This is a genomic window from Aerococcus sp. L_32, from assembly GCF_050689315.1.
The window spans coordinates 1-18,422 of record NZ_JBOEQF010000028.1; the positions used below are offsets into that span (position 1 = coordinate 1).

17 protein-coding genes and 1 pseudogene are annotated in these 18,422 nt (G+C 38.1%); 15 read left to right on the top strand and 3 right to left on the bottom strand.

Annotated elements, in window-relative coordinates; translation table 11 throughout:
- Together ACRCJ0_RS03475 and ACRCJ0_RS03480 are read left to right on the top strand one after the other, a co-directional pair.
- The coding region (locus ACRCJ0_RS03475; RefSeq protein WP_431389497.1) for a hypothetical protein at nucleotides 1-239 on the top strand (239 nt) is incomplete at its 5' end.
- Nucleotides 236-493, top strand: a complete 258-nt coding sequence (locus tag ACRCJ0_RS03480; protein ID WP_431389498.1) for a hypothetical protein — start codon at nucleotides 236-238, stop codon at nucleotides 491-493. The genes ACRCJ0_RS03475 and ACRCJ0_RS03480, both read left to right, overlap by 4 nt.
- A 39-nt stretch (nucleotides 494-532) precedes the next feature.
- On the opposite strand, the gene ACRCJ0_RS03485 is transcribed toward ACRCJ0_RS03480, so the two are convergent.
- Entirely contained in the window at nucleotides 533-1,249 is a 717-nt protein-coding gene (locus ACRCJ0_RS03485; protein WP_026466349.1) for a GntR family transcriptional regulator, read from the bottom strand.
- A gap of 151 nt (nucleotides 1,250-1,400) precedes the next feature.
- Between ACRCJ0_RS03485 and ACRCJ0_RS03490 the strand changes: the two genes are divergently transcribed.
- From ACRCJ0_RS03490 to ACRCJ0_RS03525, 8 genes are all read left to right on the top strand, one after another.
- The gene (locus tag ACRCJ0_RS03490) at nucleotides 1,401-2,774 is read left to right on the top strand and encodes a glycoside hydrolase family 1 protein (RefSeq protein ID WP_431389500.1); all 1,374 of its coding nucleotides are present in this window, start codon (nucleotides 1,401-1,403) and stop codon (nucleotides 2,772-2,774) included.
- A gap of 15 nt (nucleotides 2,775-2,789) precedes the next feature.
- Nucleotides 2,790-4,157 (top strand): PTS sugar transporter subunit IIC, encoded by a 1,368-nt coding sequence (locus ACRCJ0_RS03495; RefSeq protein WP_431389501.1) that lies wholly within the window; start codon nucleotides 2,790-2,792, stop codon nucleotides 4,155-4,157.
- 135 nt (nucleotides 4,158-4,292) lie between these two features.
- Nucleotides 4,293-5,027, top strand: coding sequence for a MurR/RpiR family transcriptional regulator (locus tag ACRCJ0_RS03500; protein ID WP_431389502.1), 735 nt, complete (start codon nucleotides 4,293-4,295; stop codon nucleotides 5,025-5,027).
- A 154-nt stretch (nucleotides 5,028-5,181) separates the two neighbouring features.
- Nucleotides 5,182-6,789, top strand: a complete 1,608-nt coding sequence (locus ACRCJ0_RS03505) for a PTS transporter subunit EIIC (protein WP_431389511.1) — start codon at nucleotides 5,182-5,184, stop codon at nucleotides 6,787-6,789.
- Between the two features lie 37 nt (nucleotides 6,790-6,826).
- The gene (locus tag ACRCJ0_RS03510; RefSeq protein ID WP_431389503.1) at nucleotides 6,827-8,152 is read left to right on the top strand and encodes a 6-phospho-alpha-glucosidase; all 1,326 of its coding nucleotides are present in this window, start codon (nucleotides 6,827-6,829) and stop codon (nucleotides 8,150-8,152) included.
- A gap of 9 nt (nucleotides 8,153-8,161) precedes the next feature.
- Nucleotides 8,162-9,052: an NADP-dependent phosphogluconate dehydrogenase gene (locus ACRCJ0_RS03515; RefSeq protein WP_431389504.1), complete on the top strand. Its 891-nt coding sequence runs from the start codon at nucleotides 8,162-8,164 to the stop codon at nucleotides 9,050-9,052.
- Nucleotides 9,049-10,401, top strand: coding sequence for a gluconokinase (locus ACRCJ0_RS03520; protein WP_431389505.1), 1,353 nt, complete (start codon nucleotides 9,049-9,051; stop codon nucleotides 10,399-10,401). Before ACRCJ0_RS03515 ends, ACRCJ0_RS03520 begins: the two co-directional genes overlap by 4 nt.
- A gap of 80 nt (nucleotides 10,402-10,481) precedes the next feature.
- Nucleotides 10,482-11,309, top strand: coding sequence for an exodeoxyribonuclease III (locus ACRCJ0_RS03525; RefSeq protein ID WP_431389512.1), 828 nt, complete (start codon nucleotides 10,482-10,484; stop codon nucleotides 11,307-11,309).
- A gap of 84 nt (nucleotides 11,310-11,393) precedes the next feature.
- Here ACRCJ0_RS03525 and ACRCJ0_RS03530 read toward each other — a convergent pair whose 3' ends face one another.
- Nucleotides 11,394-12,221, bottom strand: coding sequence for a hypothetical protein (locus ACRCJ0_RS03530; protein WP_431389506.1), 828 nt, complete (start codon nucleotides 12,219-12,221; stop codon nucleotides 11,394-11,396).
- Nucleotides 12,222-12,517: 296 nt separating this feature from the next.
- On the opposite strand from ACRCJ0_RS03530, the gene ACRCJ0_RS03535 reads away from it, so the two are divergent.
- Both ACRCJ0_RS03535 and ACRCJ0_RS03540 read left to right on the top strand, forming a co-directional pair.
- Nucleotides 12,518-13,057 (top strand): hypothetical protein, encoded by a 540-nt coding sequence (locus ACRCJ0_RS03535; RefSeq protein ID WP_431389507.1) that lies wholly within the window; start codon nucleotides 12,518-12,520, stop codon nucleotides 13,055-13,057.
- An 8-nt stretch (nucleotides 13,058-13,065) separates the two neighbouring features.
- Nucleotides 13,066-13,644: an N-acetylmuramoyl-L-alanine amidase gene (locus ACRCJ0_RS03540; RefSeq protein WP_431389508.1), complete on the top strand. Its 579-nt coding sequence runs from the start codon at nucleotides 13,066-13,068 to the stop codon at nucleotides 13,642-13,644.
- 130 nt (nucleotides 13,645-13,774) lie between these two features.
- On the opposite strand, the gene ACRCJ0_RS03545 is transcribed toward ACRCJ0_RS03540, so the two are convergent.
- Entirely contained in the window at nucleotides 13,775-14,596 is an 822-nt protein-coding gene (locus ACRCJ0_RS03545) for a MetQ/NlpA family ABC transporter substrate-binding protein (RefSeq protein ID WP_431389509.1), read from the bottom strand.
- Nucleotides 14,597-14,812: 216 nt separating this feature from the next.
- On the opposite strand from ACRCJ0_RS03545, the gene ACRCJ0_RS03550 reads away from it, so the two are divergent.
- The 3 genes and pseudogenes from ACRCJ0_RS03550 to ACRCJ0_RS03560 form a co-directional block, all read left to right on the top strand.
- Nucleotides 14,813-15,820 carry an MsnO8 family LLM class oxidoreductase gene (locus ACRCJ0_RS03550; protein ID WP_431389510.1) on the top strand — a complete coding sequence of 336 codons (1,008 nt, stop codon included), beginning with the start codon at nucleotides 14,813-14,815 and terminating at the stop codon, nucleotides 15,818-15,820.
- Nucleotides 15,821-15,929: 109 nt separating this feature from the next.
- A complete protein-coding gene (recG, locus tag ACRCJ0_RS03555; protein ID WP_431389513.1) occupies nucleotides 15,930-17,981 on the top strand; it encodes an ATP-dependent DNA helicase RecG in 2,052 nt (683 codons plus the stop codon).
- Nucleotides 17,982-18,149: 168 nt separating this feature from the next.
- Nucleotides 18,150-18,422 (top strand): annotated as a pseudogene (locus ACRCJ0_RS03560) (phosphate acyltransferase PlsX); the annotation flags it as partial.

Below are 18,422 nucleotides of genomic sequence, written 5' to 3' on the forward strand. Positions count from 1 at the left end.
GGTTTGATCAATTGGCTACCCACCATGAAGTGACCTTTATTCCGGATGATTTGTTATTCATTCAACCTGAATTGCGAGAACTATCACCTATGATTCAGTTAGATTTAGACCGGTACATTTTAATTGAAACCTATCAGCCAATAGAGGTTATCCAAGAGGAAATAGATGCTTATAAACAGTTTGTTAAATACATGAACACTGAGTATGATGTGGATGTGGTTTTCCTACCATACAAATGATGACAGATTTAGGCTACGACTCAGCAATTATTACATCATCTGATTATCATATGTTACGTACCAAAATGATTTATGAACGACAAAACCGTCATTACGGTTTTGACTTAACCTATGTGGCTTCATATCGTGAAATTGATGGTAAAAACGTGCAATGGAATGAGGGGCCTAGTTATTTAAAAGCTGGCGGTTTCCGTGAAATTAAGAAATTTTGGGGCTACATGTTCTTCCTTTACCATTGGGTAGATGAAGACTGATAAGCTAGTCAAAAGTCATCCAGCTAGGGTGGCTTTTTTCTATCGATATAATTCTACATAAATAATACGCCCTTTGTTATATAAGTGACGAGTTTGGGAATATTCAAAGGGTATATCATTTTTTAGAAAAGCGACTTGTTCGATTTCTAGGATTGGTTTTCCTATTTCCGTTTGTAAATATTGGCTATCAAATGCATCTGCTTCATCTGCTGATATGATACGAAAAGATTTGCCTAAATCAAGATTTAAAGTGTGTTGGATATGGGTATAGATAGAATCACTTAATATCTCCATTGTAATATTAGGGATCACTTTTACTGGCATTATCGTATATTCGATAATAAATGGCTGACCATTTAAGTTTCTCACGCGGATGATATCATACACTTCATCCGTTTTTTTGATATGTAGTTTTTGCTGCTCAAAGTCTACAGGTAATCGTTGTTCGAAAGAGACTATGGTAGAAGTTAGCTGACCCTTGCCGCCGTAGTTATAACTAGCGCCAGATGGGGTATTAATCATATGGTCAAAAAACTGATTTTCGGTATTGATTCGATTAATCTTAGTACCGCCACCAAACTCGGTAGAAAGTAAGCCTTCTAGCTGTAAAATACCAATAGCGCGAGAAATTGTTACTCTACTTGTATGGTATAAGTCAGCTAGGTCTGCTTGCTTGGGTAATTTATCTGAATCTTTATATTTTCCTATGAGTATTTGATCGCGTAAATCGTCAGCTATGCTCGTATATTTTGACAAAAGAATCACCTCTAATAAATTATAGAATTTGCTTATCTCTTTGTAAACTGATACGTTTACAAAGTTTGTTTGATGTCTTTCTCCTATTGGAAATTTGTTTTAATATATACCTATAAATGTAAACGCTTACTATGTTTTGAGGAGGAATAACATGACATTTTATTGGGGAAATTCTGTTTCGAGCATGCAAACTGAAGGTGGCTGGAATGAAGGCGGTAAGTCTTTATCAGTCTATGATGTAAGAGAAGCTAGTGAGTTTGCGAGTGATTGGCATTTTGCAAATGATAATTACCATCACTTTGAGGAAGACTTTGATTATATTCAGGATCTAGGGATGAATATGTATCGGTTCCAAATTTCCTGGTCTCGTGTGGTGCAGGACGGGGACGGTGATTTTAATCAAGAAGGTATCGACTATTATCACCGTATTGTGGATGCGTTAATTGCCCGTGATATTGAACCGATGATTTGTTTATACCACTTTGATATGCCACTTCACCTGGCTGAACAATATAATGGCTTTACTTCAAAACATGTGAAAGAAGCATTTGTTCGTTATGGTCAAAAAATGGTTGATGAGTTTTCTAGTAAGGTGAAGTATTGGATTATCTTTAATGAGCAAAACCTGTATTCTGAACCGAATATTAGTTATTTGATTGCTGGGGCCGAAAATGGCAAGAAAGATGTCCATGAGTTATATCAAATCATGCATAATGTGATGGCTAGTCATGCAGAAATCACCAACTATTTGCATGAAAATTCTGATGCGAAGATGGGTGGTATGTTGGCTTATAGTGAGGTGTATCCAGCTACGTCAAAACCTGAAGATATCTTGGCTGCTCGTAAATGGGATGAATTCATTAATTATAATTTATTAGATGCATATGCAAAAGGACAATACTCAAATGAAGTGTTGACCTATATTAAAAATAAACAAATTGACTGGCAAGCAACAGATGAAGAACTTGCTGCAATTGCAAATCACTATAATGATTATTTGAGTTTTTCTTATTATGCTTCAACAACCATTTCGGCGGAAGAAATCCCGGTAGATACTGAACCTAACTGGTACTTAGTTGAAGGTAAAGTAGATAATCCGCATCTTGATACAACTGAATGGAATTGGCAAATTGACCCATTAGGTTTCCGTGATGTAATGAATAAAATGTATCAAAGATACCAGTTACCAGTTTTCCCGATTGAAAATGGTATTGGTGTACAGGAAGAATGGGATGGAGAAAATCCAATTCAAGATGACTATCGTATTGCTTATCATGAAGCACATATGAAAGCGATGTTTGATGCCATTCATGAAGACGGAGTGGAAATCATGGGTTACCTAGGTTGGGGATTAATTGATATTTTATCCTCTCAAGGTGACATGCGAAAACGTTACGGCCTAGTATATGTCAACCGTACCAATCATGATTTGAGAGATATGAAACGGGTACCGAAGAAATCCTACCAATGGTTTAAGGAAACTATTCAGGAATACAATGAAAAATATGATTTGAATAAAGAATAATAGGGGTGAAGTGGCATGAGTCAAAATAAAGTTCAAGACAATGCTTTTATTGAAAAATTTACGAATTTCTCTGTTAAGATTGGAAACCAAGTCCATCTGCGGAGTTTGCGAGATGCTTTTGCGAATATTATGCCGATGTTTATTCTTGCTGGGCTTGCCGTCTTGGTGAATAATGTGATTTTCCCGATATTTTTGAGTGGTGAAACACTGGCCAATTTTCAAACTTTTGGGAATGTAATCACAAATGGTACTTTGAATATCGCTGGTCTCTTGATTGCACCAATGATTGCTTTTTCATTGGCTACAAATAAAAACTTTTCAAGTCCAATTTCAGCGACTTCTGTTGCAACTGCTTCTTTATTTATTATGATGTCTATCTCTAGATTGGCAACACCGATTGATGGCAGTGACCCGATAGCGGTTTCTGGAGTGGTATCTTTTAATGAATTGGGTACTCAAGGGATGTTTGCTGGGATTATAATGGGGTTATTAGCTACAGAAGTTTTTATGAAACTAGCTAACAATAAAAAATTAAGCATTAACTTAGGTGATCAAGTACCACCAGCAGTTGGACAAGGCTTTTCAACAATGATTCCAACAATTGTGACCTTATCATTCTTTGCGATCATTTCTGCTCTATTAAGTGTCGTTTTTCACACCGACTTAGTGACTTTAATTTCAACACTTATTCAAGAACCATTACGTGCGGTCAATTCTTCTATATTCGGCTATTTGTTGATTTATTCAACCGGTAATTTCTTATTTACATTAGGTATTCATCAAACAGTAATTAATGGGGTATTAACAGAACCATTACTACTTGTGAATATGAACGAGAATATGAATGCTGTTGCCAATGGACAAGAGCCAATGAATATCATTAATACTTCATTCCAAGCGGTTTACGCACAAATGGGTGGTACGGGTGGTACTTTAGCTTTAATTATTGCGGTATTTTTAGTAAGCAAATACCAACCTTATCGGGAAGTATCGAAACTTTCCATTGCACCTGGATTATTTGAAATTAATGAACCGATGATTTTTGGGTTACCAATCATTTTCAATATACCGATGATGATTCCATTTGTACTATCTCCAGTTATTGGTGCATTAATTGGCTATCTAGCGACTGTGGTTGGTTTTGTAGAACCATTAATTGTGTTAGTACCGTGGACAACGCCACCACTAATTTCTGGCTTCCTAGCGAGTGGTGGTGACCTGAAAGTGGTCTTACTACAAATCATTATTTTGGCGGTGACAACTTTATTCTATATCCCATTCCTTAAGATTTCTGAACGCGTGGCGATAAAACAAGCGGAGATTGAACAAGGTAAGAATGAGGGCAATCAAGCTGAAGATGACGATATGGATTGGACAGTTTAGATAAGGCAATTGTTGAAAGAATCTCTAGTTGAAGCTGGGGATTCTTTTTTCAAATTTTGGTCAAGCGCTTACTTCAAGGTATAATAAAGGGGATGAGGATATGAAGAAGTTTTCTAAGTAGTTAAAGGGGTATATATGGTAAAAGAATTTTATACATCTGACAAATCTTTTTCAGAAATGGAAAATTCAGTTTTAGAATACTTAAAGTTACACAAAAGTAATCTTAAGCAACTAACTATTCAAAAATTAGCTGATGAGACTTACACGTCAAAGTCGACTATTTTTCGTTTAAGTAAGAAGCTAGGCTTTGACGGGTTTACGGATATGATATATCACTTGAGTAAACAGGATGTAAATGTTGAAAATAAAGATCTAGATACCTACATCAAGGGCATTAATGAAGATGTGAGAAATATTTTCATCCAAAATGAAAAGGCACTAGCGCAATTCAGTCAAATGATTCAAGCAAATAAAAGTGCCTTATACGTAATTGGTACGGGTTATTCTGGTATTTTAGGGGAGTATTTTTATAAAAAAGTCCTAGGGAAAGGGGAACTCGTTTATTATGCAAATGGTGCGGATTCTAACACCTTATTTATAAATAATCTGCACCGTATTTCACAAATAATTTGTATATCAAAAAGCGGGGAAACAGCACTGGTCAATAATAAAGCAATGATTGCGAAAGAGCATGGTAAAGGGGTTATATCGTTCACACATTCCTCTGACAATACGTTGGCCAGGCAATCAGACATCGCTTTTATAGTAGATGATAACCAGTTTTTAGACCGTAATAATGTATATTCAACCCACTTTTATTCTTTACTCTTTCTTTACTTGGAGTATGTCATTGAAGAATCATTTAAATAGTAAGCAAAGCGTCATTATCCTTTGATTGGGTTGACGCTTTTTTTATGGAAAATGTTTCATATTTAAGAAAAAATGTTCAAAACTACGAAGAACAAACAAATGTAAGCGTTTTAATGGTAAAGTAGTTTTATTCAAAGGAGGTTCGAATATGAACATGAGTCAAAATATAATGGATGTTATGCAGCGATTTTCCAAGGCGATGTTTATTCCAGTTTTAATTCTACCGATTGCTGGTTTATTAATTGCGATTGGCAATATACTGGTAAATCCTAACTTGTTAGCCGCTATGCCATTTTTAGATAACCCAGTTTTAACGAGTTTTGGTAGTATCCTAACTGGATCACTGGTAACGATTCTACAAAACTTAGGATTGATATTTTGCGTGGGGATTTCAGTTGGTTTAGCTAACAAGAAAAAAGGTGAAGCTGGTTTCACTGCAATGTTGGCATTCCTTGTCTTTATCAATGCGATGAATCGTTTTATGGACTTGCGCGGTATGTTGGTAGATCCTGAAGCCTTGCAAGGTAGCGGACAAACAATGGTGTTAGGCGTTCAAGTATTAGATATGGGTGTATTTGCCGGAATAATGCTAGGTTTAATCATTGCACTTATTTTCAATAAATATGCTGAGATTGAATTTAATAATGCCTTTAATATTTATGGTGGTACGCGGTTTGCCTTTATTGTGTTGATTCCAATAGTTGTGATGTTTGCAATCGGCATGACATTTATCTGGCCATTCTTCCAAGCCGGGATTAATTCATTAGGAGGGTGGATCCAGCAAGCAGGTAATTTTGGCATTTTCGTATATGGTGCATTAGAACGTTTATTAATTCCAACAGGTTTACACCATCTAGTGTATACACCATTCCTTTATACCTCATTGGGTGGGATTGAAACGATTGGTGATGTGGTCTATGAAGGATCAAGAAATATTTACTATGCTGAAATGGTCGATCCGGCTATCCAACAGTTATCACAAAGTGTGATTTGGGATGCACGCGGTATTTCTAAAATGTTTGGTTTAATAGGTGCTTGTTTGGCGATGTATGTCACAGCAACACCAGAGAAGAAACAACAAGCAAAAGCGATTCTAATCCCAGCAGCATTTACATCATTTGTCGCAGGGGTTACAGAGCCGATTGAATTTTCATTCATGTTTATTGCACCAATTCTATATGTTGTACATGCAGCTTTAAGTGGGTTAAGTATGGTCGTTTTAAATGTGTTAAACGTACGCTCGATTGGTCCAAATGGTTTTATAGACTTCTTATTAATGAATGTGCCATTAGGAATTGAGAAGACTGGTTGGCCAATGTATATCTTGGTGGGGTTAGTATTCTTTGTCATTTACTTTATTATCTTTAGGGTTTTAATCCAATTAATGAATCTAAAAACGATTGGTCGAGAAGATGATGGGAATGAAACCAAACTTTATTCTAAGCAAGACTATATGGAAAAAAAATCTACTGGCCAAACACAAACAGCGACTGCTTCAACGAACGAACGTGACGGAATAGGGTTGACTGTTGTTGAGTTATTAGGTGGTAAGGACAATATCGAATCTGTGACAAACTGTTATTCAAGATTAAGAACTATTTTAAAAGATCCAGATTTAGTTGACGAAGCTGGTTTGAAAAATGAAACGCAAGCCAGTGGTGTGGTTAAGAAGGGGAACAATGTACAAGTTGTGTACGGGGTTCAAGTTGGTTCTGTCAGAAAAGCAGTCGACCAAGTACTAGGGTTCGAATCAGAAGATTAAATAGAATGGTTAAAGATATAAAGAGGAGCGAATTAAAATGAAAAAATTTTCAGTTGTTATTGCAGGTGGCGGAAGCACATTTACACCAGGTATTGTGAGAATGTTGGTGGATAATCTTGACCGATTTCCATTAGACAGACTTTACTTATATGACAATGATCAAGCACGTCAAGCAATTCTAGGTGAAGCAATTGATATCATGCTAAAAGAAGAAGCGCCAGATATTGAATTTGCTTATACAGATGATCCAAAGCTTGCCTTTACTGGTATGGATTTCTGTATGGCCCATATTCGGGTTGGGAAATATGCTATGCGTGAATTAGATGAGAAAATACCGTTAAAACACGATTTAGTGGGGCAAGAAACTTGTGGACCAGGTGGTATGGCTTACGGAATGCGATCTATTGGTGGCATGATGGACTTGATTGATTTGATGGAAGAATATGCACCAGATTGTTGGATGCTGAACTATTCAAATCCTGCATCAATCGTTGCTGAAGCTTGTAGAGTATTACGGCCAACGTCTAAAGTATTGAATATATGTGATATGCCCGTGGGTACTTTACGCCGGATGTCACAAATCTTAGGGATGACACCAGATGACCTTGAAGTCGATTACTTTGGTTTAAATCACTTTGGTTGGTGGACTTCTATTCGAAGTAAGGATGGTACTGACTACACCGAAAAAGTAAAAGCCTATGTAAAGGAAAATGGCTATCTTAATCAAGTGGAGATTGATACCCAGCATACAGATCCTTCTTGGCAAGAAACGCACAAAAAAGCTAAAGATTTATTTGCAGTAGAGCCACGCTTTTTACCAAATACCTATTTACAATACTACTTATTCCCAGAGGATATGGTAGCACACGCCAATAGAGATTATACGCGTGCTAATGAGGTAATGGATGGCCGTGAGAAAGAAGTGTTTGATACGGCAAGAAATATTATTAAAAATGGTACAGCTAAAGAAAATAATTTCCATATCGATAGTCACGCTTCGTTTATTGTAGACTTAGCGCGTGCAATTGCTTTTAATACGCATGAAAGAATGATTATGATTGTTGAAAATAACGGTGCAATTGCCAACTTCCCAGATGATGCGATGGTTGAAGTACCATGTATTATTGGTAGTAAAGGGCCAGAGGCAATCACTCAAGGAAAGATTCCACAATTTGAACAAGCCTTAATGTTCCAACAATTAACATCTGAGAAGTTATTAGTTGAAGGATTTATTGAAGGTAGCTATCAAAAAGTTTGGCAAGCTTATACATTGTCAAGAACAATTCCTACCGCTACTAAAGCGCGAGAAGTATTAGATGACTTAATTGAAGCAAATGGCGAATTTTGGCCGGAATTAAAATAGGAGTCATTTATGAAGATTACTGTGATTGGATTAGGCAAAATGGGTTTAGCCTTAGCTAAACAATTAATGAAACAAGGACAGCATATTAACGGATTCGACTTGAATCCGTTAATTGTTGACCAATTAGAAACCGATAAGTGTCAGCTGTTACCTGATTTAAGCGCTTTATCGGATAATGCAGAAAAGAATGTAGTATTTTCTTTACTGCCTTCTGGTGAACCAACCACATCTACTATGAAAGCTTTAAAAGATATTCTAAAACAAAATGATATGGTTATCGATTTTTCAAATTCCTTTTATAAGGACTCTTTAGCTAACTTTGACCTATTTAAAGCGAATGGTATCAGATATTATGACTGTGGGATTTCAGGTGGGGTTGAAGGGGCTTTACATGGTGCTTGCATGATGGTAGGTGGACCAGACCCATTGGATCAGCAACTGAATGATGTGTTGGCATCCCTTTGTGTAGATGGTGGTTACCGTTTCTATCCTGAGCCAGGTAGTGGCCATTATTTAAAGATGGTTCACAACGGGATTGAGTATGGAATGATGCAAGCTATAGCTGAAGGGCTTCATTTAATTAATGAGCAAAGTCATTATAAATTTAATTTAGATGAGGTAGTTGGTAATTGGTCTAAGGGATCGATTATTGAATCTGCCTTACTGGATAATATTTATGACGAGTTGAATCAAGATGCTTTATTAGGCAATTTCCAACATAAAGTTGCTGCTTCAGGTGAAGCAAAATGGATGGTTAATGAAGCCTTAGCTGAAGAAGTCCCAACACCTGTAATCGCCTTATCATTGATGAACCGTAATGCGAGTCTACATGAAGTTTCCTTCTCAAATCAAGTGATTTCAGCAATGCGTTATCGATTTGGGGGGCATAAAGAATATTGATTACTTACATCGCGAGTATTGATGTTGGCACAACAAATACTAAAATCAATCTATTTAATCAAGCATCTCAATTAATCGATACTTTTAAAGCAGGTTACCAGAAAATAAATAATCAAAACGATTTATTTGAAATGGATTTTGAAGAGATTTGGCAAATTGTAAACGAGGGCATTAGATTATTCATCAATCAGTATGAAATAGAAGAGTTAGAAATCATTCTAACAACGGCTATGCATAGCGTGCAATTGTTGGATCGAGAATTTAAATTATCTGGAGAAATGGTTACCTGGGCGGATAGAAGAGGGCATGAATTATTACCGCAATTATCCAAAACAGAAAAGGAAAAGGTCTATCAACGAACAGGGACACCGATACATTCAATGAATCCCTATATCAAACTATTATCCATTTATAAATCGGATATGAAAATAGCTTCTATAAAAGATTTATTATTCTACCGTTTAACAGGTGAATGGGCAATTGACTTAAGTAATGCTTCAAGTTCAGGTTTACTGAATTTGGACACTTTAGATTGGGATCAGGAATTATTAACACAGTTAGGATTAAGTGTAGAGGATTTACCAAAGATTCGACCAGTCAATTATGCAGTGAAAACTTTTTATAAATCCTTACAGATTCCTATAAAAGTCGTTATTGGAACGTCAGATGGTGTATCTTCCAACTACATTTTCAGTGATTTAAACAATCATGCTGTTCTTTCTATAGGAACTAGCCACGCAATTCGCATAGTGGCTGATTCTCCATCAATCAATGTTGCCATAAATAATTTTTCATATGCTATAGATGCTCATCGCTATCTTATTGGTTTAGCGAGTAATAATGGCGCAAATATTTTAGCTTGGGCTTGTGATATCTTCAAAAGTGATTTTAATGAATTAAACGAGATTTGTATAAATAGACCTATTGGCCAAGCAGTATTTATTCCCTATATTAACGGGGAACGAGCGCCCATTTGGCAGGATTCTGCGACAGCAAGTTTATTAAATTTGACTAGAAATGCTAGTCGAGAATCAATCTTATATGCCATTATATTAGGCATGTTATTCAATATAAAGGTGAATGTGACTCATTTAGGAGAGTTAGTAGCTTTTGATAAAATTGGTTTGGTTGGCGGTGTAACGCAGATGACGGGTTTAACCCAGTTAATTGCCGATGTTTTGAATAAGGAGTTATATATTCCACAAATTGAAAATGCTGAAACTATGGGGACAATACATTTAGTGCATAATGTGTTATCTAAAGGAAAATATGCAGTGGTACAGCCCAATGTGGAAGCTACAAAGTTATTAGAAGCTTTATTTGCGCAGTATTTAAATGAATTGAATTAACTTGCAATCATTTATCTCATTTCGGTTATGTTTGTGATTATGCTAAAATATAGTCATAAAATGAATAAAGGGGTTTAATGATGAAGTTAATTTCATGGAATATTGATTCTTTAAATGCGGCCTTAACTGGTGCGTCTCCGCGTGCAGAATTATCACGTGAGGTTCTAAAGATGATTCGTGAACATCAACCAGATGTGATTGCGATTCAAGAAACGAAACTATCGGCAAAGGGTCCTACGAAAAAGCACCTTGAGATATTGGAAGCGAATGTACCGGATTATGAGATTCAGTGGGTGTCTAGTGTGGAGCCTGCCCGTAAAGGTTACGCTGGAACCATGTTCTTATATAAGAAAGACTATACGCCTGAAGTTACTTTCCCACAAATTGGGGCACCAACGACGATGGACCATGAAGGGCGGATGATTACTTTAGAATTTCCTGATTTCTATGTGACTAATGTTTATACACCGAATGCAGGATCTGCTCTGGCACGTTTAGAAGACCGTCAAGCTTGGGATGTGCAATATGCGAACTATTTAGCGGACCTAGATGCCAAGAAACCAGTGATTGCTTGTGGTGACTTTAATGTTGCCCACACAGAAATTGACTTGGCACACCCTAAAAATAATCATTTTTCTGCTGGTTTCACCGATGAAGAACGTACTGGCTTTACGAACTTGTTAAACCGCGGTTTCACAGATACCTTCCGTCATATTCATGGAGACGTTGAAGGTGTTTATACTTGGTGGGCACAACGAGTGAAAACAAGTAAAATCAACAATTCCGGATGGAGAATTGATTATTGGTTAGTGAGCGACCGGATTGCAGACAAAGTGCAAAAATCTGAAATGCTAGACTCTGGTACGCGTCAAGACCATACACCGATCTTGTTGGAAATTGATATCTAGTTATAGAAGATAATAAATCATGAGGCTGGGCTAATGGTAGCTCAGCTTTTTTAATTCACACTTATCCTTGTACGGGGTTTGATCCTATTCTTTAATACCTTTTTGAATTTTGCGTATCTTCTTTTGGGTGTTTTTGCCTGCGATTTTCTTTAATTTCTCTGGACCAAAAACATAGTAGAGAATATTGGCGAAAAGTTGGTACATACTATCTAGCTGGCCAAAGTCTACATAGGCTTTAACAGGTTGATAGGCAGATTCGCTGACCATAAATTGGTGATTGTCAAAAGTATCCTCATCAGCTTGACTGCTTAATGATTGATGGTGAGTGAAGTGGTTGAACTGACTATAAAAAGCCATTTGATTAAAGAATCGTAAGTGTTGTTGGCGAAAGGTGGCGTAAAAACCCATTTTTTCTCTTAAATATTTATTTTTTAGATTGATTCTATATTTGAAGTGGTCGTCTACTTCAATCCAGGTATCCTTCTTACACTGGGCGTCCGCATAGTAGACTTTGATATTATGTAAGGCCAGGATGTGATTGGTATCCTTTTCGTCATCAAACCGTTGGAAGGCAAATTTTCCAAGGGTAATCGGTAACCGCTTATTACTATCAAGGATATGCGTGTGTGTTTGATTGAAATAAGTCGCGGGGAAGCCGTATTGGTCATGCCAAGCTTTCAAGAGTGACATGGTGTCTAGGTGACTAATGCCAAAGGATTGGTCGGTGAAAAGAATAATTGTCTTAAACGGGAGTTTGAATGCCGATACATTGTAGAGGAGGGACATGTTTTGAAGCAGTTGATTGAAGTGACGGGGATTTCCAGTGATGGCTTTTTCGATGATTGTGTTGAGATGGTCTTGCCAATTGAATTTTTCTGGGACTATTTCAAGATTCCTATTATATATGCGCATGTTCTACCGCCTTTATACTTTTTGTTATCTTATTTATAACATTGTATTTATTTTTATGAAACCAAATAATTACCAGGACTTGAAAATAGATTGTTTTATATTGAATAAGTGATAATTTGACGGGAATTAGCCGTTTTGATTCAATGTTTTTATCTTTTAGGTGATAATTGCAATCAAAAATACCAGGCAATCAGCGTGGCGCGGGCTTGCCTTTTCCTCAGTTATAAACGTATTTTAAGTTACCTGCAGGTGATGAAAAGATACTTTAAGCTCGTTTAGGGGAGGAAATTGCTTTTATGTTTGATCAGTATCGGTATCCGGAGTTGTTGGACCAGTATCATGGTGTGATTGTGCATGTCTTAAATCGGTATCATGTGGATGTGTATAAGTCTTATTACGATGATATTTACCAGTTGGCGCAAATTGCTTTATATCAAGCAGCGGAGGATTTTGATGGGGATCCGCTAAGTGAGGCGGACCGTTACCGGTTTGTGGCTTATGTGAAGCGAGTGATAGCTTGGCGGGTGTTGGATGAATTGCGTAAGCATACACGTCAGGGTGGTCAGGAATTTTCGACAGCGGATGACTGGGTGTTTGAGGATGGTTTAGGTGAGGGGCCGAGGATTGAGCTAACAGCTGATATTCAGCATTTCTTAGCGGAGGCGGCGAAAATATTAAAGCATCGTGATTTAGACTTTCTATACCAAGTGATTGCTTGTCAGGGGAAGACCAAGTTATTACTTGAAATTTACCCAATTTCCCGCCAAGCGATTTACAATAAGAAACGTCATTTGATGGACAAACTACAATCTATTCGCCATTTATTGGTGGGTTAGGAGACAAGATGAAATCAACAACATTTAAAGAATATAAAGGCCTTTTAATTGCATTTGGACATGGAAATGGGGATCCAGGCGCCGTATCTGGGCAATTTACTGAGGCAGAAATGGTACGGAAGTTAAAACCCTATATTGAAAAATGGGCTAAAGCAGCTGGCATCAAAGTGGCTTTCTATATGGACAATCTTTACCAACATGCAACGGATATGAAGACCTACGCGGATTGGGTGGTGGTTGAAGTACATATGGATGCAGCGCTTCAACCACAAAAAGGCGGGCACATTATCATTCATTCGGACTATGAAACAGATGCCATAGATGATAATTTGATTGCAATGATTCAAAAGCATTTTGGCTTAGTCACTAGAAACGGTTTAGGCTTGTCAAAGAGAGAGGACTTGTTGAATTGTAACAATGCCCGCCGTTGGGGAATTAATTACCGCTTATTAGAACTATTTTTCTTAGCAGATGCAACTGACCGTAATTATTACTTGGCTAATTTAGACTTAGTAGCTAAAAATATGGTGGAAGCTGTAGTCGGCGTCCAAATTGCTGAAGATAAAGTATGCCAGTGTACGCGCTAGCTAGGGTAAATGTGTCATAGCGATATGTGAAAGACCTAAAATTACTTCAATGTGTATATAAGAAAAGCCATCGCGGTTGGGGATGAACCCTTACCGAGATGGCTTTTTGTCTTTTGTTTAAGTCAATAATCTATTGATTTTCTTCAGGGATAAGCCAAAATTCAGTGCCAATTTCTTCATTACGGTCAAGTACTGATTGATTGAAATCGTCTGATTGGTAGATGGCTTTGATATCTTCTACCCAAGCTTGGTCCATTTTATCAGCAGTGGTGATGGCTTCAAGTAGTAGACCCTCGATTGGTTGTTCTGTGACCAAACGAGATTCTAAGTCCATACCTGCATCATAAGCAATTGATCCAGCAACTAAGGCATAAGAAACATCTTGGATTGCAGGGGGGACAGCAGCACTTTGCATTTCGACAATTTCGATGCCTACATGATTTTCTTCGATATCGTCAGCAGTCACTTTGGCTGGTTCAACGTCTGGGTTTAAAGTGATCCACCCAAGGTCTTCCATGAGTAATAAACCACGCATCATGGAAACCGTCCCAGTACCGATAGCGATGGTATCACCTGCTTCAACATCATCAAGACTGTCTTTTTGTCCTGGATAAATGGCAGCAGGTACAGTTGGGACACGGACAATTTGTTGAAAGCTAGCACCCAAAGTATCATTGTAACTTTCAGTGCTCAAACGGTTACCATCTACATTGATATCCGCTTCACCCTCATCAACGGCAATCATTGCTTGGCGATATTCAGAAAACTGAATTTCTTCAACGGTATAACCTTGTTCTTCTAATCTTGGGGCGACTTCTTCCATAAACAAAATAGAATAGGGGCCAGGTGAGGTGGCCACTTTGATAGTTTGTGTATCTTCCGTCTGCTTTCCGCAAGCTGCAAGGACCAAGGCAACCAGTGCTAAACCAATATATTGTAAGAATCGTTTCATTTTTCTACCTCCCAAAGGTGTTTTATTCATCCACTTAAACTTATCATAGATTGTCATGAATTGAGATACAATATGCTTGTGTGGGGTTACTGGAATTCGATCATTGTTGACAGTGATTGGTTTACGTTTCATTTTCTACACATACAAATGAACAGTTTATTCTTTTTTCACATATGGTAAAATAAGGTTATTGAAATCAGTAAGAGGAGTGACAAAATGACTTTAGGGATAGGTATTTTAGATTTTATACCTCGGGATAAAAATACATCGGTATTAGAGTCCTTTGAGCAGTCAATAGAACTAGCTAAACTGGCGGATGAAAAGGGCTTGGACCGGTACTGGCTAACAGAACACCACTCAACGCCAGCTGTCTTATCTTCGACTCCACAGTTATTATTAGCCCGTTACGGTGCAGCAACAAAGCAGATTAAGTTGGGTACGGGTGCGGTGATTATCAATAATTCCACTCCTTATCAAATTGCAGAAAACTATATGGTGCTTGAAGCCATGTATCCTGGACGTGTTGAAGCAGGTGTTGGCCATTCTATGCCAAAAGAAGTTACCCGTCAGGAAACATTAGGGATGCAGATTAACCGTGGACTAGATTATGAAAAGACGCTCTCTCAAATTGCAGGTTTACTTTATGATGATCTTGCAACTGAAGATGAAATGCATGGGCTACGTGTAATGCCTGCTTATTTTGATGGGGTAACGCCTCTTTATACTATGCTAGGTTCACGCCGTAACGCGAAGTTTATTGCGGAGAAAGGTTTAGGCATGGTATTCGGTTTATTTTTCTCCGGCGACTTAGCTGAATGTATTGAAACAATCAAGATTTATAGAGAACACTTCAAACCTTCTAAAGGGATGCCACAACCTTCAGTATTAATCGCCCTTTATGCAGTGACTTCTACAAAGCGTAATATGAAGGAAGTATTAAACTATGCTTTAAATGATTGGATAGATGCACTGGAAGATGATAAACGTGCTTATTTAGAATTGATGGAAGTTTCTGAAGCAAGAGATTTTGTATCAACAAGTGACCCAGATGCAGAAGATAGACATGCTTCAAGAAAAGTGTATGGTACGCCTAAACAAGTGGAAATGCAGTTGCGCCGTTTGAAAGAAGAAACCAATGCAGATGGTTTCTTAATTGCCAACCATTTATCCGGATTTGCGAATCGCCGCGCTTTGATTGAAATCTTGAGCCAGGTTAATATTTAATGATCCATACGCCAATGAATTTAGGAATCAGATGATTTGAGTGAAGAAGCCTGGTTTGACCGGGTTTCTTTCCTTATAACTAGCTACTTTTAAGGAAAGGGGGATTATGATGGCACGAACTTTATCCGATTCAGTAACAGTTTTGAAAGGTGTTGGCGCAAAAAAAGCGGCATTATTAGAAAAGGTTGGAATTTCAACGGTTGAAGATTTACTTTACCATTTTCCTTTCCGTTACGAAGATGTGTCTGTAAAATCGGCCGGTGAATTAGTGGATAATACCAAAGCTTCGGTAAAAGGTGTGGTAGTGACGGAACCCGTTGTCCAATATTTTGGGCGCAATCGTAATCGTTTGACCTTTCGCTTAGCTATCGACCATGAGGTATTGCAGGTTATCTTCTTTAACCAGCCTTACTTAAAAAAGAATATTCAGGTTAACCAAGAAATTGTTATTTATGGGAAATTTGAAGCGGCTAAACAACAAATTGTAGGCATCAAACTATTCTCCAACCACCAAGATGAGGAGAGTGGTGATAATGATTTTGAAGCAATTTATCATCTAACTCAGGGTCTATCAACTAAATCGCTGACCGATTTAATCAAACAAGCCATCGATTTATACGGGGACCTAGTTGTGGAATTATTGCCCGAAGCTTTGCGGGAAAAATACCAACTCATGCCACATAAGTTGGCCATCCAGCAAATTCATTTTCCAGATAGTCAAGAAAACAACCGGCAAGCACGTAGGCAATTGAAATACCAAGAACTCTTCTTGTACGCCTTGAAATTACAATGGCGCAAATTACAACAACGCCGAATTGCCAATGGTGCTCAAATACTTTATGATAACGACCATCTTCGTGACTTTATCCAGACTATTCCCTTTGAACTGACAGCTGGCCAAAAGGCTGTAGTCAATGAAATTTGTGCAGATTTGCGGCAACCCTTCCAGATGAACCGCCTTCTTCAAGGAGATGTTGGATCCGGGAAGACGGTAGTAGCTATGATTTGCTTAGTGGCAACGATTGGTGCAGGTTTTCAAGGTGCTATGATGGTACCAACTGAAATTTTGGCTGACCAACATTATGCCTCCATTTCAGGATTCTTTGAAAAAACGGATTACAAAGTGGCTTTACTGACGGGGTCGACGAAAACTAAAGCACGACGGGAAATTTTAGCCGATTTGGTAAACGGGGATATTGACCTTTTAATTGGGACACATGCCTTAATTCAAGATGATGTGAAATTCGCTGACTTAGGGATGGTTGTGATTGATGAGCAGCACCGGTTTGGGGTTAACCAACGGTCTAAATTAGTGGCTAAAGGTGAATTCAAAGCACCTAATGTCCTGTATATGACCGCAACGCCAATCCCTCGTACATTGGAGATTACGATGATGGGGGATATGGACGTTTCTAAGTTAAAGGAAATGCCTTCAGGACGAATTCCGATTGAAACATCATGGGTTCGCCATAACCGACAAGCCCAAGTTGATGAACAGATTTGGCGAGAAGTGAGAAAAGGCCGACAAGTTTATATTATCTGTCCTTTAATCGGTGAATCAGAAGCTTTAGAAGCACAAAATGCTGAACATATTTATGAAACTTATGTGGCGCAATTTGGCAGTCAGTTTTCAGTTGGTTTATTGCACGGACAAATGAGTGCGGATGAAAAAGACCAAGTCATGGATGCTTTCAAGAAGAATGATATTCAAATACTGGTGTCAACAACGGTGATAGAAGTAGGGGTTAACGTACCAAACGCGACTTATATGGTGATTCTAGATGCTGACCGGTTTGGTTTAGCCCAGCTCCATCAGTTAAGAGGACGGGTAGGACGTGGTGACCATGCATCATGCTGTGTTTTAGTAGCTGATCCAAGAACAGATAACGGGAAACAGCGGATGAATATCATGGTTGAATCGACAGATGGTTTTTACCTTAGCCAACAAGATTTAGAACTACGCGGAGCAGGTGATTACTTTGGCACCCGTCAATCTGGTCTACCAGAATTTAAGGTGGCTGATCCAATTGAAGATGGTGTCATTTTAGAAGTGGCTCGGGAAGACGCCATCCAATTTATTCCTTACTTTGAAGGCCATTTAAATGAATTCTCTGAATTAGCCGAATGGCTTGACCAGCAAGTGACAACAATCAATGCTTAGGATTATTGGTGCAATAAAAATTTAGGCAAAATAAAGACAATCAGGGCCAAGGTGCTGCAAGTTTTCAAGCTGAAATCCTTTTTCCCTTATAGGCTACAAGTGGCTTTGGGGTATGATATAATAAGAGCAGATTTTTGAATTTATTGAATGTAGAAAGTAGGCATAGAAATGAGAATTGCAGTTGATGCAATGGGTGGCGATAACGCGCCTAAAGAAATCGTCTTGGGTGGCTTAAAAGCTGCAACTGAACGTAAAGACGTCACCATCATATTTTATGGAGATGAAGATGCGATCAAAGCAGAAATTGAAGGGCCTACACCTGAAAACGTGGAAATTGTTCACGCAGCAGATAAGATTTTATCTGAAGATGACCCAGTAAGAGCTGTACGTACAAAACGGGAGTCATCGATGGTGATGGCAGCCCGTGCAGTACGAAACGGT